The 20,529-nt window shown below is 64.6% G+C and carries 18 protein-coding genes and 2 tRNA genes; 15 read left to right on the forward strand and 5 right to left on the reverse strand.

Features of this window, described 5'->3' with window-relative positions:
* Positions 1–47 precede the first annotated feature (47 nt).
* Positions 48–2,168 carry a metallopeptidase domain-containing protein gene (locus AC1C2U_RS00935; RefSeq protein WP_495359847.1) on the reverse strand — a complete coding sequence of 707 codons (2,121 nt, stop codon included), beginning with the start codon at positions 2,166–2,168 and terminating at the stop codon, positions 48–50.
* A 450-nt stretch (positions 2,169–2,618) separates the two neighbouring features.
* Here AC1C2U_RS00935 and AC1C2U_RS00940 point away from each other — a divergent pair, with 450 nt between their 5' ends.
* From AC1C2U_RS00940 to AC1C2U_RS00975, 8 genes are all read left to right on the forward strand, one after another.
* Positions 2,619–4,250 carry an ABC transporter substrate-binding protein gene (locus AC1C2U_RS00940; protein ID WP_495359848.1) on the forward strand — a complete coding sequence of 544 codons (1,632 nt, stop codon included), beginning with the start codon at positions 2,619–2,621 and terminating at the stop codon, positions 4,248–4,250.
* Between the two features lie 98 nt (positions 4,251–4,348).
* Positions 4,349–5,440: an ABC transporter permease gene (locus AC1C2U_RS00945; protein ID WP_495359849.1), complete on the forward strand. Its 1,092-nt coding sequence runs from the start codon at positions 4,349–4,351 to the stop codon at positions 5,438–5,440.
* A gap of 1 nt (position 5,441) precedes the next feature.
* A complete protein-coding gene (locus tag AC1C2U_RS00950; RefSeq protein WP_495359850.1) occupies positions 5,442–6,515 on the forward strand; it encodes an ABC transporter permease in 1,074 nt (357 codons plus the stop codon).
* Positions 6,512–8,200 (forward strand): ABC transporter ATP-binding protein, encoded by a 1,689-nt coding sequence (locus AC1C2U_RS00955; protein WP_495359851.1) that lies wholly within the window; start codon positions 6,512–6,514, stop codon positions 8,198–8,200. The genes AC1C2U_RS00950 and AC1C2U_RS00955 overlap by 4 nt, the downstream gene beginning before the upstream one ends.
* Positions 8,200–9,057 carry an ATP-binding cassette domain-containing protein gene (locus AC1C2U_RS00960; RefSeq protein ID WP_495359852.1) on the forward strand — a complete coding sequence of 286 codons (858 nt, stop codon included), beginning with the start codon at positions 8,200–8,202 and terminating at the stop codon, positions 9,055–9,057. Before AC1C2U_RS00955 ends, AC1C2U_RS00960 begins: the two co-directional genes overlap by 1 nt.
* Positions 9,058–9,150: 93 nt before the next feature.
* A tRNA-Asn gene (locus AC1C2U_RS00965) sits at positions 9,151–9,223 on the forward strand.
* A 104-nt stretch (positions 9,224–9,327) separates the two neighbouring features.
* A complete protein-coding gene (locus AC1C2U_RS00970) occupies positions 9,328–10,026 on the forward strand; it encodes an AzlC family ABC transporter permease (RefSeq protein WP_495360821.1) in 699 nt (232 codons plus the stop codon).
* On the forward strand, positions 10,023–10,328 hold the full coding sequence (locus AC1C2U_RS00975; RefSeq protein WP_495359853.1) for an AzlD domain-containing protein: 306 nt from the start codon (positions 10,023–10,025) through the stop codon (positions 10,326–10,328). Before AC1C2U_RS00970 ends, AC1C2U_RS00975 begins: the two co-directional genes overlap by 4 nt.
* A gap of 36 nt (positions 10,329–10,364) precedes the next feature.
* Here the strand turns inward: AC1C2U_RS00975 and def are convergent, their stop codons facing one another.
* A complete protein-coding gene (gene def / locus AC1C2U_RS00980; protein WP_495359854.1) occupies positions 10,365–10,931 on the reverse strand; it encodes a peptide deformylase in 567 nt (188 codons plus the stop codon).
* Positions 10,932–10,971: 40 nt separating this feature from the next.
* Between def and AC1C2U_RS00985 the strand changes: the two genes are divergently transcribed.
* From AC1C2U_RS00985 to AC1C2U_RS00995, 3 genes are all read left to right on the forward strand, one after another.
* A complete protein-coding gene (locus AC1C2U_RS00985) occupies positions 10,972–11,889 on the forward strand; it encodes a DMT family transporter (RefSeq protein WP_495359855.1) in 918 nt (305 codons plus the stop codon).
* Between the two features lie 160 nt (positions 11,890–12,049).
* On the forward strand, positions 12,050–13,306 hold the full coding sequence (locus tag AC1C2U_RS00990) for a glycosyltransferase (RefSeq protein WP_495359856.1): 1,257 nt from the start codon (positions 12,050–12,052) through the stop codon (positions 13,304–13,306).
* A gap of 10 nt (positions 13,307–13,316) precedes the next feature.
* Positions 13,317–13,390 (forward strand) — tRNA-Ile (locus AC1C2U_RS00995).
* 317 nt (positions 13,391–13,707) lie between these two features.
* Here AC1C2U_RS00995 and AC1C2U_RS01000 read toward each other — a convergent pair.
* A complete protein-coding gene (locus AC1C2U_RS01000; RefSeq protein ID WP_495359857.1) occupies positions 13,708–13,863 on the reverse strand; it encodes a hypothetical protein in 156 nt (51 codons plus the stop codon).
* A 219-nt stretch (positions 13,864–14,082) separates the two neighbouring features.
* On the opposite strand from AC1C2U_RS01000, the gene AC1C2U_RS01005 reads away from it, so the two are divergent.
* The 4 genes from AC1C2U_RS01005 to AC1C2U_RS01020 all read left to right on the forward strand — a co-directional run bounded on the left by AC1C2U_RS01005 (position 14,083) and on the right by AC1C2U_RS01020 (position 16,293).
* Positions 14,083–14,403: a hypothetical protein gene (locus tag AC1C2U_RS01005; RefSeq protein WP_495359858.1), complete on the forward strand. Its 321-nt coding sequence runs from the start codon at positions 14,083–14,085 to the stop codon at positions 14,401–14,403.
* A gap of 144 nt (positions 14,404–14,547) precedes the next feature.
* A complete protein-coding gene (locus AC1C2U_RS01010) occupies positions 14,548–15,144 on the forward strand; it encodes a hypothetical protein (RefSeq protein ID WP_495359859.1) in 597 nt (198 codons plus the stop codon).
* A gap of 195 nt (positions 15,145–15,339) precedes the next feature.
* The gene (locus AC1C2U_RS01015; protein ID WP_495359860.1) at positions 15,340–16,053 is read left to right on the forward strand and encodes a hypothetical protein; all 714 of its coding nucleotides are present in this window, start codon (positions 15,340–15,342) and stop codon (positions 16,051–16,053) included.
* A 6-nt stretch (positions 16,054–16,059) separates the two neighbouring features.
* Positions 16,060–16,293, forward strand: coding sequence for a hypothetical protein (locus AC1C2U_RS01020; protein ID WP_495359861.1), 234 nt, complete (start codon positions 16,060–16,062; stop codon positions 16,291–16,293).
* 805 nt (positions 16,294–17,098) lie between these two features.
* Here the strand turns inward: AC1C2U_RS01020 and AC1C2U_RS01025 are convergent.
* Positions 17,099–18,850 carry a sugar-binding domain-containing protein gene (locus AC1C2U_RS01025; protein WP_495359862.1) on the reverse strand — a complete coding sequence of 584 codons (1,752 nt, stop codon included), beginning with the start codon at positions 18,848–18,850 and terminating at the stop codon, positions 17,099–17,101.
* Positions 18,847–20,523: a GH39 family glycosyl hydrolase gene (locus tag AC1C2U_RS01030; protein ID WP_495359863.1), complete on the reverse strand. Its 1,677-nt coding sequence runs from the start codon at positions 20,521–20,523 to the stop codon at positions 18,847–18,849. Before AC1C2U_RS01030 ends, AC1C2U_RS01025 begins: the two co-directional genes overlap by 4 nt.
* Between the last annotated feature and the right edge of the window lie 6 nt (positions 20,524–20,529).

Here is a 20,529-nt window from a genome sequence, read left to right on the forward strand (position 1 = left end):
GAACGGGAGTGCTTCCCGTTCCGCGCGCCCCGATCGGCGCGGTCGACTCAGCGGCCGTTGCCCGGTGCGTCGAGCTCGCAGGTGATCGTCTCGGTTGCCGAGGGGTCGTTCTCCGACGTCGCGGTGATCGTGACGGTGGCATCCCGGGCGGCGTCGGCGCCGCGTGACGCATAGACCGGCACGGAGATCGTCTCCCCGGCCGTTGCGGTGACGATGCTGCTCGGCGTTTGCACCGACCAGCCGCGGCCCTCGATCGAGGTCGCGAGGCGATAGATGTCGCTGTTCGCCTTCGCATCCTCGACCGCGCCACCCGTGTTCGTCAGCGGAACGGCGCACTGCGCGATCGCGATGCCGTTCGCCTGCGCCTGACCGTGCATGGAGGCGAGGTGGCCGTTCACGACCGCCTGACCGAGGTCGACGCCACGGGCCTGCGGCCCGGCGCTCACCGTCGAACGCACGGCGACGTCGTAGGCGAGGATGCCGTCGTCGTCGCGTTGCACGTTCACGACGTAGAAGTGCAGCCCGTTCGCGGTGTCAACGTACTCGTACTCCGAACCGGAGTCGTTGCCGGCGTGGAAGAGCCCGTCGTTCAGTTGGCGCTGGTCGCCTCGAGTAACCATGATCGGCGTGCCGTCGGGGCGAACGTAGTCGACCGTCGCGAGGTCCTGCGGGTTCGCGTCGATCGTCCAGATGAAGGGGTTGCGATCCTGGTTCTTCGTCTTCGCGATCATCACGCCGTGGTCGGGCTGGAACGAGTCGGTGCCCATCTGGTCGATCACTTCGACGGTGTAGTTGTCGAAGGAACCGCCGTCGCAGTCGAACTGGGCCTGCCGGGTGCACGTGCCGCTCGAATCGTCGGCCGCGGCCTCGCCCGGCTTGTCGAACACCAGGTTGATGCCGGTGAGTTCACCGGGACGCATGACGGCCCGCGAGACGACGTTCGTGACGATCGAACCGAGCGAATCGAGTTCGCTCTCCTGAAGGTTCAGGTAGTTCGACTCGTCGATGATGCCGAGGTCGATGCGGTTGCGCAGCGCGACTCCCGAGGGCTGGGATCCGCCGGCGACCGACGGGACGCTCCATCGCTCGTGCGTGCCGCCCGGGCCGTTGAACGTTCCTCTGGCCAGGACATCGAACGGTCCACTGGTGTCGCGCAGTGGTCCGCCGTCGGCCGCTTCGGTACCGTACGGGTTTCCGTAGTTGTCTGAGATGCCGAGGATGTGTGCGAACTCATGCGCATACGTGCCCATGCCCGAAGACTCTGCCTGTGTCGAGTTGCCGGCCCGTCCGTTGCGCGGTGAGTTCGCGTTCGGCCAGTGGTTCACCGCAGCCGCCCATGAGGTCCACGGCACGTAGCGGGTCTTCGCCCAGTTCGCCATCGGCGCGCCGTTCTGGTCGAGGGCGATGCCGTTCTCATCACGGGGCGGTCCGAAGTCGTCGGTGACGTCTTCGGGGTTCTCGAACAGCATCTGCCCGAATTCCTCCCACGTCGCAGACTCGTCATGCCCGGCGGTGACGTAGAAGACCTGGTCGAACTGGGTCAGCGGATCCGTGCTCCCGATGTCGGCGCCCCAGAGTGCGAGCGCGTCGGTGCGGATGTTCTTGTCGCACGAGAGGCCCTGCGGACAGAATGCGGCGTTCGGCTTGTTGAACGAGTCGTTCAGACCGTACTCCTCGATGTTTCCCGGCAGTTCGTAGGGACCGAATGCCTCCATCTGCACGCTGAGCCGGCCACCGGACTGCTCCATCCAGTACTCATTGATGGTGCGGCCGTGGTTCAACTCGCTCGGCTTGTTGAGCAGGTCGAGATAGAAGCCGGGCACCGCTTCACGCTCGAGCCCGTTGGCGAGGCCCGAGGGATCGCCGAACGCATGCGTGCCTTCCGGCTGGGTCACGAGGAACGGCTGGTTCTCGAAGTCGACGAGCACGATGGCGCCGTTGAACTGCCGGTCCGAGCCTTCGGCGTCGTTCGCCCAGTCGGTGCCTGGCACGCCGACGTAGTCGTCCCAGGTCATGTCGTCCATGTTCTCCCAGTTCTGGGAGTCGACGGGGTTGAGGACGTCAGGGTCGAAACTGCCGGGCGGCGCGGCCATCGCGGCGCTGTTCGAGACTGACGCGAGCGCGATTGCGCCCGCAGCGGCGACGACCGCGACGGTCGTTCGCCTCATGCCGGTTCTGCGTCCCGCCTCAAGCCGTTCCGCTGGGTTGTGTCGTGTCACTGCCAACCTCCCGATCGTGTTCGCGGGCTTGCCGCCCACTCTCAATCCTGTGAAGCGGCGTTGAGTCCGCTGTCAAGATGGTGTGCAGGAAGCCTCCCACCGAGAGCTCTTCGAGCGACAGACGTCAGTACATTCCGAAGAGTGGGGACTTCCGACCGATATTGTTCGGAATTGTTGAACATTACGGTCCGATAACGTTGGGTTCTCCCTCAAGGTCGCCGTGCTACCTCTTGAAGGGTCTCCCGCAAGCGCGCGGTGGGGCGCCCTCACCTCATCTCATGAGGGTGGGAATGAGCAACCCGGCTCGTCCCGCGGGACCCGAACGTCTCGGTCTCACACACAGCTCGGCATCCGCCACGCGGCGGTCGTGCCGAAATCCATAGGAAGAGGTAGACGGATATGACATCCGCATCCAAGAACGGTCGGCGTAGCCTCGTCGCCGTGGCCGGTCTCTCGGTCGCAGCCCTCGCACTCGCCGGCTGCTCGGCCGACGCAGGCGGCGACAGCGCCTCGGGCGACTCGGTCACCGTCGGCACGACCGACAAGGTGACGACGCTCGACCCGGCCGGCTCGTACGACAACGGCTCGCTCGCGGTGCAGACGCAGGTCTTCCCGTACCTGCTGAACACCGACTACCAGAGCACCGACGTCGTGCCCGACCTCGCCGAGAGCGCCGAGTTCACCGCACCGACCGAATACACGGTCACGCTGCCCGAGGGCCTGAAGTGGGCCAATGGCAACGACCTGACGGCCGACGACGTGAAGTTCTCGTTCGACCGTCAGCTGGCGATCGCCGACCCCAACGGCGCCTCGAGCCTGCTGTACAACCTTGACAGCACCGAGGTCGTCGACGACACCACCGTCGTCTTCCACCTCAAGGCCGAGAACGACCAGGTCTTTCCGCTGATCCTCACGAGCTTCCCGGGTGCGATCGTCGACGACGAGGTCTTCGCCGCCGACGAGCTGACCTCCGACGACGACATCGTCGCGGCAAACGCATTCGCCGGCCCGTACACGATCGCGAGCTACGACTTCAACACCCTCATCTCGTTCAAGAAGAACCCCGAGTACAAGGGGCTCCTCGCCGAGGCGAAGACCGACACGGTCAACCTGAAGTACTACGCCGAGTCGTCGAACCTGAAGCTCGACGTTCAAGAGGGCAACATCGACGTCGCATACCGGAGCCTCTCCGCGACCGACATCGACGACCTCAAGGGCAACGACGCGGTCAACGTCGTCGAGGGCCCCGGTGGCGAGATCCGCTACATCGTCTTCAACTTCGACACGCAGCCCTACGGTGCGAAGACCGCCGAGGCCGACCCGGCCAAGGCACTCGCCGTTCGTCAGTCCGTCGCCGACCTCATCGACCGCGATGAGCTCGCCGAGCAGGTCTACAAGGGCACCTACACCCCGCTCTACTCCTACGTGCCCGCCGGCATCGCAGCTGCGGTCGAGCCGCTCGTCGAGATGTACGGCGACGGTCAGGGCGCGCCCGACGCCGACAAGGCGGCCGAGCGTCTCACGGCAGCCGGCGTGACCACGCCGGTCGAGCTGAACCTGCAGTACTCGAACGACCACTACGGCCCTTCGTCGGCCGACGAGTACGCGCTCATCAAGGACCAGCTCGAGGCGAGCGGCCTGTTCACGGTGAACTTGCAGACCACCGAGTGGGTGCAGTACTCCGAGGACCGCACGTCCGACGTGTACCCGGCGTACCAGCTGGGCTGGTTCCCCGACTACTCGGACGCCGACAACTACGTCACGCCGTTCTTCCTGATCGAGAACTTCCTCGGGAACCACTACGTGAACCAGGAAGTCAACGACCTGATCATCAAGCAGGCCTCGGAGCCCGACCCCGCCGCGCGCACCGCGCAGATCGAGGAGATCCAGCAGAAGGTGGCGGCCGACCTGTCGACCGTGCCGTACCTGCAGGGTGCCCAGGTCGCGGTCACCGGTACCGACGTCGAAGGCGCCGACGACACGCTCGACGCGTCGTTCAAGTTCCGCTACGCGGCACTGTCGAAGGGCTGAGTCGTCTGAACGACTAGAGTCTCTTCAACGCAAGGAACGGGTGGCCCGCTCTCCGGAGCGGGCCACCCGCGTTCCAGCCCACACCCGATTGGCGAACATTGACTTCAACGACGACGGCGCCCGTCAGCAGCGCGTCCCCTGAAAAACGGCGACGGCCGAAATCCTCCGGTGGTGGTCTCGGCCGATACATCATCGTTCGAGCGCTGCTCATCATCCCGACGGTGTTCATCCTCGTCACCCTCGTGTTCGTGCTCATGCGCTCGACAGGGGACCCGATCACCGCCGCGCTCGGCGGCCGGCTCACCGCCGACCAGCTTGCCGAGCGCATCCACGCGGCAGGCTACGACCGACCGATCATCGTGCAGTACCTCGAGTACATCGGCCAGTTCTTCACCGGCAACTTCGGCACCACGATCACCGATCATCGTCCGGTCACCGAGATCCTCGTCACCTACGGCAGCGCGACCCTCGAGCTCGCGTTCTACGCCCTGCTCGTCGCCTTCGTCGTCGGCATTCCGCTGGGTCTCGTCGCCGCGTACTTCCGCGACAAGGGTCAAGATGCCGCGTTGCGCGTGTTCGCCATCCTGTGCTACGCCACCCCGGTGTTCTTCGCCGGACTTCTGCTGAAGCTCGTCTTCTCCGTCTGGCTCGGCTGGCTGCCGGTGGCCGGGCGCGCTTCCGTCAGCGCGCAGCTCCAAATGGAGGTGCTGCCGAACAAGACGGGCCTGTACACGATCGACGCGATCATGACGGGCAACCCGGCGGTACTGGGCGATGTGCTCGCCCACGCGGTGCTTCCGGCGATCGCGCTCGGCCTGTTGACTGCCGGCGTGTTCCTGCGGCTCGTGCGCACGAACGTGATCGGCACGCTCTCGACCGATTACGTCGATGCGGCGCGATCGCGCGGAGTCAGCGAGTACCGGCTCGTGCAGAAGCACGCGTACCGCCCCGCTCTCATCCCGATCATCACCGTCATCGGACTGCAGATCGCCCTCCTGCTCGGCGGCGCAGTGCTCACCGAGACGACGTTCGAGTGGAACGGGCTCGGGTTCCAACTGGTCGAATACATCCAGGCGCGCGACTTCGTCGCGGTGCAGGGCATCGTCGCCCTGCTCGCCGTGATCGTCGCGCTCACCAACTTCATCGTCGACATCATCGCGGCGCTCATCGACCCGAGGGTGAGGTACTGACATGTCGACCGACACCGTCATCCGGGCGCCGAAACGGCGCCTCCGCGACCGGCTGCCCGTCGTGCACCAATTGCGCCAGAGCGTCGGCCTCCAGCGCGGCATGCTCGTCGCCGGCCTCGTGCTGACCGTCCTCTTCGTGCTGGTGGCGATCTTCGCGCCCCTGCTCGCCCCGTACGGCTTCGCACAGCTGCGCGACGCCGAGGGGCCGTTCGGAAGCCAGCAGCCCCCGTCGGCCGAGCATCTCTTCGGCACGACGGTCGGCGGCTACGATGTGCTGTCTCGAGTGCTGTGGGGTGCGCAGACCGCGATCCTCGTGATCATCATCGCCGTCATCCTCTCGATCTTCGCGGGTGTGCTGCTGGGGCTCGTCTCCGGTTACTTCGGAGGCTGGCTCGACCGCATGCTCGTCGTGGTCTGCGACGCCATCTACGCCTTCCCCTCGCTGCTCCTCGCGATCGTCATGGCGATCGTGATCTCGGGAGGCCAGTCGAACCTGTGGGGCGGCGTGTTCGCGGCCGCCATCTCGATCACGGTCGTGTTCATCCCGCAGTACTTCCGCGTGATCCGCGCCGAGACGGTGCGCATCAAGGCCGAGGCTTACGTGGAATCGGCGAAGGTGCTCGGCGCCTCCAACAGCCGGGTCATGTTCCGCCACGTGCTGCGGAACGCGACGCGCACACTCCCGCTCATCTTCACCCTGAACTCGTCAGAGGCCATCCTCACCCTCGCGGGCCTCGGCTTCATCGGCTTCGGTATCGAGCCGACCGCGGCCGCTGAGTGGGGCTACGACCTCAACAAGGCCCTGTCCGACGTCTCGAGCGGCATCTGGTGGACCGCGCTGTACCCCGGTCTGGCCATCGTGCTGGTCGTGCTCGGCATCACCCTCGTGGGCGAGAGCCTGAACGACCTCGCCGACCCGCGACTGCGTGGGCGACGCAGGGTCGCACAGTCGTCCGGTGAGGTCGCAGAGACATCCGTCGTACCCGGTGGCGCACTCACCGCTGGTCCGGGCGGACTGGCCGGGCTCGAAGACGGCGAAACATTCGACGAGCACGGAATCGAGGTCCGGTCATGAGCACGGTCGTCAGCATCGAACGGCTCGGCGTCTCGTTCGCCACCGACGCAGGCGCGGTCAAGGCCGTCGACGATGTGTCGCTCTCGGTCGAACGGGGCGAGGTCCTCGCGATCGTCGGCGAGTCGGGCAGCGGCAAGACCGTCACGGCGAAGGCCATTCTCGGGCTCCTGCCCGAGACTGCGACGGCCAGAGGCGCGGTCATCCTCTCCAACAAGGCGGGCACCGCCGAGCACGATGTCGTCTCGCTCTCGAGGAAGCAGTTGCGCGGCGTCAGGGGCACGGATGTCGCGATGGTGTTCCAGGAGCCGTCGAGCGCCCTGAACCCCGTCTACACCGTCGGGTGGCAGATCATCGAGGGGCTCCGCGCTCACACCAAGATCTCCAAGAAGGACGCACGGGCGAAGGCGGTCGAGATCCTCGGCCGCGTGGGCATCCCCGATCCTGAGCACCGTGTCGACCACTACCCGCACCAGTTCTCGGGCGGGCAGAAGCAGCGCGTCGTCATCGCGATGGCGCTCGTGCTCGACCCGGGTCTCATCGTCGCCGATGAGCCGACCACCGCGCTCGATGTCACGGTGCAGGCCGAGATCCTCGACCTGCTGCGTCGCTGCCGCGATGAGTTCGGCATGGGCATCGTGCTCATCACCCACAATATGGGTGTCGTTGCAGACCTCGCCGACCGGGTCGCCGTGATGTACCAGGGCAAGGTCTTCGAAGAGGCAGATGTCGAGACGCTCTTCGCCTCGCCGCAGGATGAGTACACGAAGGCGCTGCTCGCAGCCGTGCCGTACGTGGGCACCGGCACGGCGAGTGCGATCGACCGCGCCGAACAACGACCGACGGATTGGGCCGACCAGGCGCCGGTCGTCGAGGCATCCGGTCTCGAGATCGTCTACCCGGGCCGGTTCGGCCGTTCGGGCTTCCGAGCCGTCGATGGAGTGGACTTCGTCATCCGCCCGGGTGAAGTGCTCGGCCTCGTGGGGGAGTCGGGATCGGGCAAGACCACGATCGGGCGTGCCATCGCCGGTCTGACGAAGGTCACCGGCGGTTCCCTCCGCGTGCTCGGGCACGAGATGAATGACGTGCGCGAGCGCGAGTTCCGACCGTTGCGCAGCCGCATCGGCTTCGTCTTCCAGGACCCGGCGTCGAGTTTCAATCCGCTGCTCACGATCGCCGAGTGCGTCGCCGAACCGCTCGTGATCCACGGCCGGGCGTCGAATCCCGGCGCTGCGCGCGCCCGGGTCGACGAGCTGCTCGAGGCCGTGCAGTTGCCCCGTGCGTACGGTGACCGCTATCCGCATGAGCTCTCCGGCGGACAGCGGCAGCGTGCCAGTCTCGCCCGGGCGCTCGCGCTCGAGCCCGAACTGCTCATCGCCGACGAACCGACCTCGGCGCTCGACGTCTCGGTGCAGGCTCGCGTGCTCGAACTGTTCGCCGAACTGCAGCGCGAGTTCGGCTTCGCGTCGCTGTTCATCAGCCACGACCTCGCGGTCGTCGACCTGCTCGCCGACCGCATCGCGGTGCTCTACCGGGGCTCTCTGGTCGAGGAGGGCACCGGAGCAGAGGTGCTCGGCGCGCCGAGCGATCCGTACACCCAGCGGCTGCTCGCTTCGTTGCCGGTGCCCGATCCGGTCGCTCAGGCCACCCGACGGGAAGAACTCCGTCGACTTCGGGAGGCCGTCTGATGCGTGGCGCCGCCCACGGGTTCCCGATCGTGCTGAGCGATCTCTCGGTCGAGTACCCGGCGCACGGTGCGAGCCCCGCCTACGTGGCGCTGCACGGGCTCACTCTCACGATCGCTCCCGGTGAAGTGCTCGGTCTGCTGGGCAGTGCGGGCAGCGGCAAGAGCACTCTCGCGAAGGTGCTCTCGGGCGCTGCGTTCGAGACTCGAGCAGGTGAGGGCCGAGCCGTCATCACGGGCGGTGACGCGACCGTGCTCGGCCAGTCGCTGCGCGGAATCCCGAAGCGGAAGGTGCCCGAGTACCGGTTCCACGTCGGCTATCTCCCGCAGGATGCCGCATCGAAGCTGCCGGCCGACCGGAGCGTTTCCGAGATCATCGCGGAGCCGATCCTCGAGCGCGATCGCCGCTACAACGCGCGGGCCCTTGCCACGCGGGTCGCGACGATGCTCGACGGTGTGCGGCTCTCGCTCGGCATGCTCGACAAGTACCCGTACGAACTGTCGGGCGGGCAGCGGCAGCGGGTCGCCCTGGCACGCGCGCTCGTGCTCGGCCCTGCGGTGCTGGTCGCCGATGAACCGACCGCGGGCATCGACCTCACGGTTCGCGATGCGGTCGCGCAACTGATCGGCGAGCTTCGCGACCAGCACACGTTCTCGGCGATGATCATCAGCCACGATCTGCCTGTGCTGCGAAGCACGGCCGAGCGCATCGCCGTGCTCGACAAGGGCAGGCTCGCTGCGATCGGCACGATCGACGAAGTGCTCGACGATCCGCGGCATCCGTATGTCATGGCCCTGGCCGGGGCGCTCGACGCCGGTCATGCCGTGATCGACGACCTCGATCTGGGTCCCTCGGCATGACGGATGCCGCACCCGAGATGTTCACGACGCTCGGGCGGCGTCGAATTGGGAGTCGGGGCATCTTTTGCTAGAGTATTGACGCTGAACAAGCGATCCTCCATAGCTCAATTGGCAGAGCAATCGGCTGTTAACCGGTAGGTTCTTGGTTCGAGTCCAAGTGGGGGAGCAGTGAGGGCCGTCCGGGCATCCGGGCGGCCCTTCGTCGATGAGGGAGGTCTCGTGGACGAGCACGCCGATGCTGCGATGCCGCCTTCCGAGCGTGCCGAGACGATGCGCGCTGTGCGCTCCGGCGCGGTTCGCGACAGCCTCGCCGTCGGTCTCGCGACCGCGATCTACGGCATCTCGTTCGGGGCGCTCTCGGTCGCAGCCGGACTCGACATCTGGCAGACGTGCTTCCTCAGCCTCGTGATGTTCACCGGTGGCTCCCAGTTCGCGCTCGTCGGTGTGCTCGCGAGCGGAGGCGTCGCCGCGGGCGGCTCGGCGATCGCCACCGCCGCGATGCTCGGCATCCGCAACGTCGTCTACGGCATGCGCATGAAACCAATCGTCGACGGCGCCGATGGCGGCGGAGTGTGGCGACGCGTCGCCGCGGCGTGGATCACCATCGACGAATCCACGGCGGTCGCCCTCGCGCAATCGACTGAGCGCGGTGCGCGCATCGGGTTCTGGGTCACGGGCGTCACGATCTTCGTCGGCTGGAACCTCACCACACTCGCCGGTGCACTGATCGGCGACGCGCTCGGCGACACGAGGGCATGGGGGTTGGATGCCGCGGCCGCAGCAGCCTTCCTCGGGCTGCTCTGGCCACGCCTGAAGCGCTTCCAGGCAGGTGCGGTCGCCGTGGCGGCCGCAGTCGTGGCCACGCTCACGACACCGGTGCTGATGCCCGGCGTGCCGGTGCTCGTCGCCGCGGTGGTCGCGGTCGTCGTCGGCTGGTTCGACCTCTTCAACCGGAGGCGTGCATCGTGACGACCTGGCACATCATCCTCATCGCGACGGCGGCGACGCTGGCTCTCAAACTCGTCGGCCACTTCGTGCCGGCCGGATTCCTCGAACGCGAGCGGCCCGCGCGCATCGCGGACCTACTGACCGTCGCGCTGCTGGCCGCGCTCATCGCGGTGCAGACGCTCGGGGTCGGCCAAGAGATCGTCATCGACGCACGGGTTCCCGCGGTGATCGTCGCTGCCGCGCTGTATGCGCTCAAAGTGCCGTTCGTCGTGGTCGTCGCCGTCGCCGCAGCGGTGGCGGCCGGCATCCGTGCACTGGTGTGAATCGGCTGCACGAGGCATCCGTCGCCCTGAACCGGCTCAGGCCTCGAGGTCATCGACTCCCGGCATCCACTGCTGCCCAGGCTTGCCCCAACCCAGCTTGCGGGTGATCTTCGCGACGATGCGCTGGTCGCGCTCACCGAGGCGGTCTGTGTAGAGCGTGCCGTCGAGGTGGTCGTATTCGTGCTGGAAGATGCGCGCGAGCCATCCCTCAGCCTCGATCTCGAAACGCTGGCCGTCGAGATCGGTTGCGCGCAGAATCGCGCGCTCGGCCCTGCGCAGGCCGAAGCGCTCCCCGGGCACGGAGAGGCATCCCTCCGATTCTTCGTCGACGTCGGGCTCGCCCGGGGGCGGCGGTGTGATCCAGAGCTCGGGGTTGATCGCGACACCGCGCCAAAGAGTGGCCGACTCGTCGACCCAGCCGTAGGTGAAGAGCCGCAGGCCGACGCCGACCTGCGGTGCGGCGAGGCCGACGCCGGGCGCGGCATCCATCGTCTCGAACATGTCGCGCACGAGTGTGCGGAGATCGTCGTCGATCGTCTCGGCGGGAAGAGCGGGTGAGTGCAGCACCGGGTCGCCGGTGATTCGTATGGGGAGCACGGCCATTCGGCAAGGATATCCGGCTGTGAACGGGTAGGGTCGATGCGTGGATCCGGACCTGAGCGAGCTTTCTGAACAGATTGCCCTCGACCCCACCCAGTTCATCGGAATCCCGCTCGCTCTCGTCGGCGCGGTGTTCCTCTCGCTCGGTGCGCAGTTCCAGCACCGTGGTGTCGTCAAGGTCGAGTCGCACACCGTCGATACCCTCGGCAAGGGGCTGAACGGCCGGCAGCTCGCCCTCCTGCTTGCGAGGCCGTCGTGGGTCATCGGCACGGTCATGCTCGGGCTCGCGATCGCCTTCCAGCTGTCGAGCCTCTACTTCGCACCGATCATCGTGGTGCAGCCGCTCGGCGCGATCGCGCTCGTCATCACCTCGATCCTCAACTCGCGCATCAATAACGTGAAGCTGAACGGCAAGTCGATCTCGGCGATCGTGATGTGCGTGGGCGGCGTGTTCCTGTTCGTCGGTGTCGCCGCGTTCACCGCCGTCGACAAGCCGGTCACCGATCAGCAGCTCGTGACGATCCTGATCATTCTCGCCGTGGTGCTCGCCCTCGCCGCCGTGGCGTTCGGCATGTTCCGTGAGCGCATCCGGGCGATCTTCTACGTGATCATGGCGGGCGTACTGTACGGATTCGTCGCGACGCTCGCCAAGGTCCTGCTCGGCCGGCTCCAGCAGGGCGAGTTCGAATGGCTCAGCTGGCTGTGCGTGCTTGGACTGCTCGGCGCGACGGCGCTCGGCGCCTACTTCGTGCAGAACGCCTACGCCTCGGGCCCGCCCGATCTCGTCATCGCCGGTCTGACGGTCGTCGACCCCATGGTGGCGGTCGCGATCGGCATTCTCGTGCTCGGCGAAGCTTCGCAGGCGCCGCTCTGGGCGATCGGCGTGTTCATCCTCGCCGGGGTGATCGCCGTGTGGGGTGTGTTCCAGCTCGCACGAAACCACCCGCAGACGCGCTTGTGAGCTGAACCGAACTCACACTCCGACATGCGAGCGCACGGCAGCCTGCGTTGCGCTGCGTAGACTATCGTCGGATTCAGTCCGCGCGCCGATCCGCCTGTCGCGGCGCCCCGACGAAGGCCGATCGCCCTCGATTCGATGAAATGGTGAGGAACAACCCCACGTGTCTGACACCCCCGGTGCGCGTACCCCCGCCGGCACCGCCGGCGCGGAGACCGATCGACCGCTCACGGTCCTGATCGGCGCCGACACCTTCGCCCCCGATGTCAACGGTGCCGCCCGCTTCGCGGAACGCCTCGCTGCGGGCCTCGCCGAGCGTGGCCATGACGTGCACGTCATGGCTCCGGCAGCGAGCCGCAAGCATGGCACATGGAAGGAGGTGCACGAAGGTCAGGAGATCACCGCGCACCGCCTTCGGAGCTGGCGCTGGTACCCGCACGACTGGCTTCGCTTCGCACTGCCATGGCGCATCAGGCAGAACAGTGCCCGCGTCATCGACCAGGTGCAGCCCGATGTCGTGCACTTCCAGTCGCACATCATCACCGGCCGCGGCCTCTCGGTCGAAGCCAACAAGCGCGGCATCCGCATCATCGGCACCAACCACTTCATGCCCGAGAACATGCTCGAGTTCACGCTGTTGCCGCCTGCATGGCAGGAATGGGCCGTCGGGCTGGCATGGAAGGCCGCCGGCCGTACGTTCGGCCGCGCCGAAGCGGTGACGACGCCGACCCGCAGGGCGGCGCAGTTCCTCGAGAAGCACACCGGTCTCTCCGAGGTGCACGCCATCTCGTGCGGCGTCGACGCACACAAGTATTCACCGAGCTGGGAGCCTCGCACCGAGAACCGCATCCTGTTCGTCGGCCGCGTTACAGGTGAGAAGCAGATCGATGTGCTGCTGCGTGCGCTCACACTGCTCCCCGATTCGCTCGACGCGAAGGTCGAGATCGTCGGCGGCGGCGACCAGAAGAAGAACCTCGAGCACCTGGCCGTGGAACTCGGCATCGCCGACCGGGTGACCTTCACGGGGTACGTCACCGATGACGAGCTGCGCGAGGCCTACCATCGCGCCTCTGTGCTGGCGATGCCGTCGATCGCCGAGCTGCAGAGCATCGTCACGATGGAGGCGATGGCCTCGGCACTGCCGATCGTCGCCGCCAACGCGATGGCGCTCCCGCACCTCGTGCACGACGGAGAGAACGGATACCTCTTCGAGCCGGGCAGCGCGGAAGATCTCGCCGCGAAGCTCCGCACCGTGCTCGAGGCCTCCCCAGCCGACTACCGCGTACTGAAAGACGGGTCGATCCGACTCATCGCCGCACACGACATCCAGCGCACGATCTCGACATTCGAGAGCCTGTATCGTGGGAGGCCGGTGACCGACCCGGTCACCGATACCGCGCCGGCGACGCATCGAGACTGACCCGGCGCGCGGGGCGGTAGCTCAGCTGGTCAGAGCAGTGGACTCATAATCCATCGGTCACGGGTTCAAGTCCCGTCCGCCCTACTCATTGAATTGTACTTCTGATCAGGATTTTTTCCGTCCTTTCCGAGATGGGCATGTTCTCCGATCGAGTGGATCAGGATTGCCGTATATTGCTCTGATCAGGAGTTTTGCGCCGGATTTGAACCCGAGTCCAGATGATTCACGCATCAAGTCCCTGTCGTGGCAATTATCCCCTTGATCTGGGATTTCCCAGCATCATTCGCTCTGGATCGGGCGCGTTCACGTTTATCCAACGTTTATTCAACAGTGACACCAGCGCTGAGATGCTCGGCCGCTGATCGAGTTCCTGGTGAACGAAGGTGGGGCTGCCCGCTCGGTCAGCCGACGAAGGCCAGCTCGCGGCGCGCTTCCGCGATGGGCCCGTTCCTGTTCGATTCGGCGGAAGGCTGCGTGCCAACGCCAATCGTCGCGATGGCTGCGTAGGCGTCGTTCTCGGCGGTGGTGAGGCATCGTAGGGACGTGACGCGGGGCATGGTCGAAGCCACGAGCGAAGGAGGAGCATCCCTACATCTCTCGACAGCCAAGGCTTACCAGGGCGGCGTGGAGTTCACCACTCATGTCCCGGGGCGGGTGCCTGGTTCCTATGCGACCTATTCAAAGACAGTCGACTCGAGAGGGACGACGATTGGCTATACAAAGACTCAGGTTGCACCTGATGGCTCAATCGTCCACGTTAAGGACAAGCTGAACTGATGACCGCCCAATCCTTGACTCGTCGTGAAGCGATTTTGAGCCTCGTCGAGCTTCGTCATCCCGTTCAGCAGGCCGCGGCAGTGCTTGCCGGGTTTCCTTGGGATTCCGAAGAGGAGTTAGTCGTCCTTTCGTTCCACGATCTCGGCCGCGTGATTGACGCATTTCGTGTCGGTCTACTTCAAGAATCCGATCTCTGTACGTGGGCTGAGGCGTTATCGGGTCGCGAGGATATCGGGATGTCGGATGACGCCGAGCAACTCACGGAGTTTCTGTTCGACTCTCCATGGCAGAACTCTTCGGAGGACTTGACCAAGTCGTGAGCGACGTGAGTGCATGGCTGAGAGCGCGTGAGTCAGAGGAAGATTCGACCTGAATCGGCCTGACTTTGGTTCCGCCGTGTCACTTGGTTCTGCAATCGGCCCAAGCCCCAGTGTCACGCTTCTACTAAACGAGATGAAAATTCCATGGCGACTGGACGGTTGAGTTCCCCAGATTTCGGCTCCTACGATGCGGTGAACTATCGCCCGGATCAGTGGGTGAGCACGAGCGGTCCAGTGGCTCGCGCAGAGTATCGGCGGTTTCTCAGCGCGATCCCTGATCGGGTTTCGGCTTTTGAGGATTTTCTACGACGCAATGAGCTGCCCACAGGTCATGAGCGAGCGGATCTTCAGGAGTTGAATGACTGGTTCCTCAGAAATGTGCGGGCTGATCGGGCGGGGGCATGGCCCTCGCTTGAGTGGCGCTCGATTGCGATGGATATAGGGCTCTATCTCGGGCAAGCCGTCATTGAGTTACACAACAATCTGCGGTGGGACTTCGCGGTCAGTGCGCCGACGTCCGTCGAGTATCGCCAGCACGTGGTTGTCGGCTTCCAGCGTGCTGGATATGGGCGGCATCGAGTAAGTCCGTCCGCGGTGATGTTCACCTACGCAACTCGCGCGATACAGAAGGATCGCGTCGAGATCGTACTCGTTCAAGGCAAGCCCATGGAGTTTGACGCGGGGGCTATCGAGGAGCAGAGATTCGTTGAGTTCTTTGATGCAGTCAACGCAATGGCGTAGCGAGAATCCGTCTTGTCTCGAAACGGGACAGTGCAGATCCTCAGCAATGGGGGCGAATCCCGTTGGCTGAGTCGACTCTAGGAGTCCGACGACCCGCTGCTTGATCTGACCGATCCGCAACAGTGGAACGCGTACGCCTACGCAAACAGCAACCCAGTAAGCCGTGCGGATCCCACCGGGTTGCGTGTCACGGACGTGAACAACAATTCCTCGACGTCCTGGATTACAAATGCGCATCAGGCGGAGGCAGTCGCCGCGGATCAGGCCCGAGTTACCAACGCGTACAAGGCGGCCCGGAACCTCCAGACCGACATCGTGCCCTACGTCACGCCCTCGAATCCGTGCGTCGCCACCGACACCTGCTACGCCCCGAATCTGAGCAATCTCAGGGAGATGGCCCACGGGTCGTTGGACTTCATCGGATTGATTCCCGGAGTTGGCGAGTTCGCCGACGGAGCGAACGCGCTGTGGTGCCTATCTGAGAGTGACTACTTTTGTGCAGGACTCAGCGCCGGTGCCATGGTCCCGTTCGCCGGGTGGTTTGCGACGGCCGGAAAGGGCGTGAGGGCCGCCGCAGACACCGGCAGTGCGCGGAGCGTGATTGACGATGTCTTCGACGAGACCACCGGCCACTCCGGCGCGCCGAACCTGACGAGCGCGCTCGACTTATCTCAAGACGAAGCGCTGGATGCTGGTATCCGCTGGCTTGGCGACGGTTACACTGAGATCGGAAGGCCCGGGAGCGGCGTCTTCCGTTCCGCTGATGGCCGGCTGCAGTTCCGGATGGACAATGGCTCGATTACGGGTGGACATGCGCCGAAGCCCGGGCATGTGCACTTTGAGATCTATGAGCATGGCGGGCGCAAGCCGATCGTTAACAACCACGTCCCACTCGATTTCGGACGGTGAGGGGCGATGATCCGAAGAGACGCGCGGTTCACCGCCGGCCCCTATAACGGCAAATTCTTGGTCGCCGAGGAGGACGAGAGCGGGTCGATCATTGCGCTGATCTGCGATGGTCAGCCTGGAGCTCTGGAGACGATTGCAGACTTCTGGTTCGCCGACGTGGCTGAGTTGGAACTTGGCGTGACTGAGGACGGCTGGGAAGTCACCTGGCTGCCGCAGGGAAGCCTCGGGACGCCGTTTTGATCAGTAGTACAGCTCGGGGTACAGGCACGGTGCCGGTGCGGGACCGCACGCGGTCACGATCGCGACTACGGCGGGTGTCGCCCGAGCTCGGGGCCGCTGAAGGCTGGGGTGACTCTTGATTTGTTGTGCGGCGCTCCGCGATCATGCAACGTGCCAGGGGTGAGAGCGCGGACGCGGGGTCGAGTCGCGGGCGCATGGTCGGCATTTGAACCGTTCACGTTTATCCAACGTTTATTCGAACCGAGCCCGGCCCAGGCGCTCCGAGGTAACCCGAGTAGTCTGAAGTATGCAGATTCAGGATCGGCGAGAAATCCCCGATCATATCGAGATCAGTCGAGCAATAGCCGAGATTCGAGATCCGGGGGAGTAGTCCCGGGAGAGTCCATCGGTCACGGGTTCAAGTCCCGTCCGCCCTACAAATGCCTTCTCATCTGAGGTTTAATCGCCGAGTTCGGTATGCTGCGGGAGGCATTTGGCCCAAGAGTTCGTCCGTGCAGATGGTGCACGAGTGTCCTCGACAGATCGTGGCTGGACTCGGTTGAAGCGGACGGCATTAGGGCCTCTTTGATCATTGCGAGGTGTAGGTGCTCATGGCGAAATCGGCATGAGCTCCCACGGCCGAGGTCGAGGTCGAGGTCGAGGTCGAGCAGGCGTATTACGCTGACCAGGAATCAGCCCACCCGGCGACCGCCGGACAGGGAAACCGATAGGAACGAAACCCAGGCCGATTCACGACGTGGCGAGGGCGCCCGTAGGTGGGCGTTCTTCATTCTTGCCATCCTCCAGGTGATCCGTATGGAGCTTCTCAGCTGCCGAAAATACCGGCGAGCGTGTCGATCGGCACTTTGGGTGCACGATTCTCGTCAAGAAGGCCGTTCTGCTCCTGTGCGGTGTCGGTCAGTTGGGTGTAGCAGTACCCAGCGAACCCTGCGGTCCGGACTTCTTCCACGAGAGCGCGCAACTTGTCTACGTAATCGTCACCGTTCTGCGCGGCCCCGTAGCCAGTCCAAGCTTCTGTACGGCGGGTCAGGTTGATACCGCCAAATTCGCTGAGTAGTACGGGTTTGTGTGGGGTTGCATCGCCGTCCAGTGAGAGCCGACGGCCACCCGAGCGTCCGGTACAAACGGTGGTGCGCACGGAATCGACGGAGCCGTACCTCTCGCGGAGAACGGCTGGTTCGTGTGAATAGTCGTGTACACCGATGACATCGCCGTCGGTGTACTCCCACCCGTCATTCCCCATGACTAGCCGGGTGGGATCAAGCGCACGTATCAGCGAGTGCAGTGCTCTGACGGCGGAGCGTTGTCGCGGGTCCGTCTCCAGTTGGGGGATGCCCCAGCTTTCGTTGAACGGTACCCATGCGGCGATGCACGGATGGCTTCTGTCGCGCTCAACGATCTGAATCCACTCTTGCGTGGACCGCCGCAGCGCGTTCTCACTGAATTCGTATGCGGCGGCGGAATCCGCCCAGACGATCAGTCCGATTTCGTCGCAGTGTCGAAGAAATCTCGGGTCCGCCACCTTCTGATGTACGCGCAGTCCATTGAAGCCGAGCTGCTTGATGAGCAAGGCTTCAGCACGCAGCGCTTCACCTGACGGGGATGCGAGGTGTGTTTGTGGCCAGTAGCCCTGTTCGAGCACCAATCGCAGGAAGTATGGATGGTTGTTGAGCAGGATGTGGCGGTCGTCGGCGCTGATCGAGCGCAGCCCGGCGTAGGAGGCTACGTCATCCATGTCGCCGTTGTCGGCGCTCAACTGCATCTCGATGTCGAGAAGTGTGGGGTGCTCGGGGGACCAGAGGAGCGTTTCGGGTTCGATGTGCAACGTGGGCTGCTGGAGCTGAAGGTCGCCACGCCAGTTGGGGGCCAGCATGCGGTGCGTTGACTGGCTCAGCACGCGGCCGTCGTGCTTTACGACGATGTCGAGGCGGGATCCTCGCCAATCACCCGCAAGTTCGACAGCGGCCACCAAGGAGAAGTCCGAACCAGTGGTCAGTCCAACACTCTTGATGTGTGTGGCCGGAACATCCTCCCACCACACGGAGCGCCAGATGCCGGAGGTACGCCGGTACCAGATCACGTGAGGGTCGTCGGTCCAATCCTGCTTTCCGCGAGGTTGTCCAAGATCATGAGCTCGATCCAGGGTTCGAACCGTGAGGAGTTGGCCGCCACTCTGATTTAGGTACGGCGTGATGTCGAAAGAGAAACGTGTCTGGCCGCCCTCATGCGTTCCGATGTGGTCACCATTGAGCCAGACATCCGCGACGAAGTCGACCGCTTCGAAGTGGAGGAGCGCTCGGCGGCCGGGGGCGAGCGTGAGCTCGAATGATCGGCGATACCAGAGGACGTCGGTAACGTCGCGGCCGATTGTGGATTCTGTGGATTCAGGAGGGTAAGGCACGACGATTCGCTGGGCCTGTGTCCAGATCGGGTGCTCATCGAAGTAGCCGCTGTCCGCGCCCGACTCGGCGCCGTCCTCAACTAGCAGCCAGTCGCCGTCGAGCGAGGTCCAGTCGGCGCGGGCCAGCTGGGGACGGGGATAGTGGGCGGGGATCAAGTGCGCTCCTCGGGAGTGATGGTCAGGCGCTCGGGCCCGTTGGCGGGACAAATTGAGACGGCGAAACGGGTGAATCCGGGCTGGCGTGGACGGGGAGGCGTGGGAATGGAATTCTGAACTGCAACCGGCCGACCAGATATCTGCGTGGTCGCCGAGATCCGATCGTTGGTTTCGCTCACGTGCACCACGGCGTTGGTCTCTTCGGCGTGACTCTCCACTTTCCATCGAGCGCTAGCGAGCCGCGAATCGTCGGTGTCGATGACGATTGCTCGGTTGTGGTGCCCGTTCGCGCCCGTGGAAATGTCGATGCGACCGGATTGTTCGTCGACGTCGATCCACTCGCCTTCCATGCCGTGGCGGGGCAGCAGAGCCGTGCATCGTCGCGCAGACGGCGTGACGGGGTGGGCGGCAGAAAGTAGCGCTACAGCTCCCATCTCAAGCGCGAGTTCACCGTCCCAGGGTCGGGAGCTCCTGCCTCGCGAGTCGAGGATCGTCACCTCTACATCGTCAGCGGGCCAGTTCTGGTCGATGGTCAGCGTGACGTTGTCTTGAGCACGGTTCCATACGATGGCGGCCGCGCCCGATGAGTCGGCGGAGGCAACGGCGCCCACTCCTGCCGGTCCGTCAATGTCTACTCGTGAACGATCGCGCGGCATTGCTTGATAGAACTCATACACATGGAAGATTGGCTTCGGATTCCCGTCGATGTCGATCATCCCTGAGAAGTTCCCATGTCCACTGTCTTGGAACTGAGCCCAGTGCGTCCGTGTGAGTGCGCGGTTCTCGAGGAGGCGGGGGATATCGGCGGCGAATGCGGAGGCCATGAAGTGCTGATCCTGCAGGCCGCCGCGCGGATAGTCGATGGTGAAAGCGTTGTACTCGTTGAGGTGCAGTTCGAGATAAGGGAAGCCCTCGAATTCCGCGAGGATGTCGGTCACATTCCGGATCGTGTTATCCACCGAGAAATGGCCATAGTGATGGAACGACAAGAAGTCGAGTGGCAGGCCCTCGTCTTGCACCATTGTCAGGAATCGACGAATCCAATGCGAGTTCACAGACGCTGCAGCTAGCGCGGGGCCACCGATTCGCGCCCATGGGTTCACTTCTCGGATCGCTTGGGCGGTCTCGCGGTAGAGAGTGAGGTAGTCGTCGAGGTCCCCTGTGTAGAAGTGTGGTGCCCCGGTGCGTTCGTCGCGAAGGTCAGGCTCGTTGTAGACCTCGTGGTAGCCGACGCTCACGTGACGCTGCTCCATCCCTGCGACGTACTCCCGGACCGTGTCGACCCAGAGCGCGTCCGAGGTCCCCGTGCCCATCCACGTCGCCGCCTCGCCCTGCGCAGCGGTGGGGGTGTAGCAGTAGGACCAATAGGGGCGAACCCCACTCTCATTGAGGAACGCTGCGAGCTGGTCGGTCTCTGCAAAGTCGAAAGTTGGATCGAGCTCAACAGTCTTCCGCACGACCTCCCGCTGGCGGGGCATCCACTCGACTCCCCAGCCGAGATCGATGCGAAGCGACTCAGCACCGACGGCTTGGTAGAGCGGGCGGTCGCGGATGTATCGCTCGAGAGGAACCAGTCCCGAGTTGTAGATCGCGATGCGGTCTTTCGAGAGCGGTGGACCACCGTTGGTGGTGGCGTCAATGTAAACGGTCGCGTGCGTACGAGGTGTTTTCATGATGAA

It is taken from the genome of Agromyces sp. Y575, from assembly GCF_059445445.1.

Coding starts and splice junctions, on each gene's coding strand:
- AC1C2U_RS00960 (WP_495359852.1), top strand. CDS start 8,200: ATGCGTGGCGCCGCCCACGGGTTCCCGATCGTGCTGAGCGATCTCTCG.
- AC1C2U_RS00970 (WP_495360821.1), top strand. CDS start 9,328: ATGCGCGCTGTGCGCTCCGGCGCGGTTCGCGACAGCCTCGCCGTCGGT.
- AC1C2U_RS00950 (WP_495359850.1), top strand. CDS start 5,442: ATGTCGACCGACACCGTCATCCGGGCGCCGAAACGGCGCCTCCGCGAC.
- AC1C2U_RS00955 (WP_495359851.1), top strand. CDS start 6,512: ATGAGCACGGTCGTCAGCATCGAACGGCTCGGCGTCTCGTTCGCCACC.
- AC1C2U_RS00935 (WP_495359847.1), bottom strand. CDS start 2,168: ATGAGGCGAACGACCGTCGCGGTCGTCGCCGCTGCGGGCGCAATCGCG.
- AC1C2U_RS01020 (WP_495359861.1), top strand. CDS start 16,060: ATGATCCGAAGAGACGCGCGGTTCACCGCCGGCCCCTATAACGGCAAA.
- AC1C2U_RS01005 (WP_495359858.1), top strand. CDS start 14,083: ATGACCGCCCAATCCTTGACTCGTCGTGAAGCGATTTTGAGCCTCGTC.
- AC1C2U_RS01010 (WP_495359859.1), top strand. CDS start 14,548: ATGGCGACTGGACGGTTGAGTTCCCCAGATTTCGGCTCCTACGATGCG.
- AC1C2U_RS01030 (WP_495359863.1), bottom strand. CDS start 20,523: ATGAAAACACCTCGTACGCACGCGACCGTTTACATTGACGCCACCACC.
- AC1C2U_RS01000 (WP_495359857.1), bottom strand. CDS start 13,863: ATGCCCCGCGTCACGTCCCTACGATGCCTCACCACCGCCGAGAACGAC.
- AC1C2U_RS00940 (WP_495359848.1), top strand. CDS start 2,619: ATGACATCCGCATCCAAGAACGGTCGGCGTAGCCTCGTCGCCGTGGCC.
- def (WP_495359854.1), bottom strand. CDS start 10,931: ATGGCCGTGCTCCCCATACGAATCACCGGCGACCCGGTGCTGCACTCA.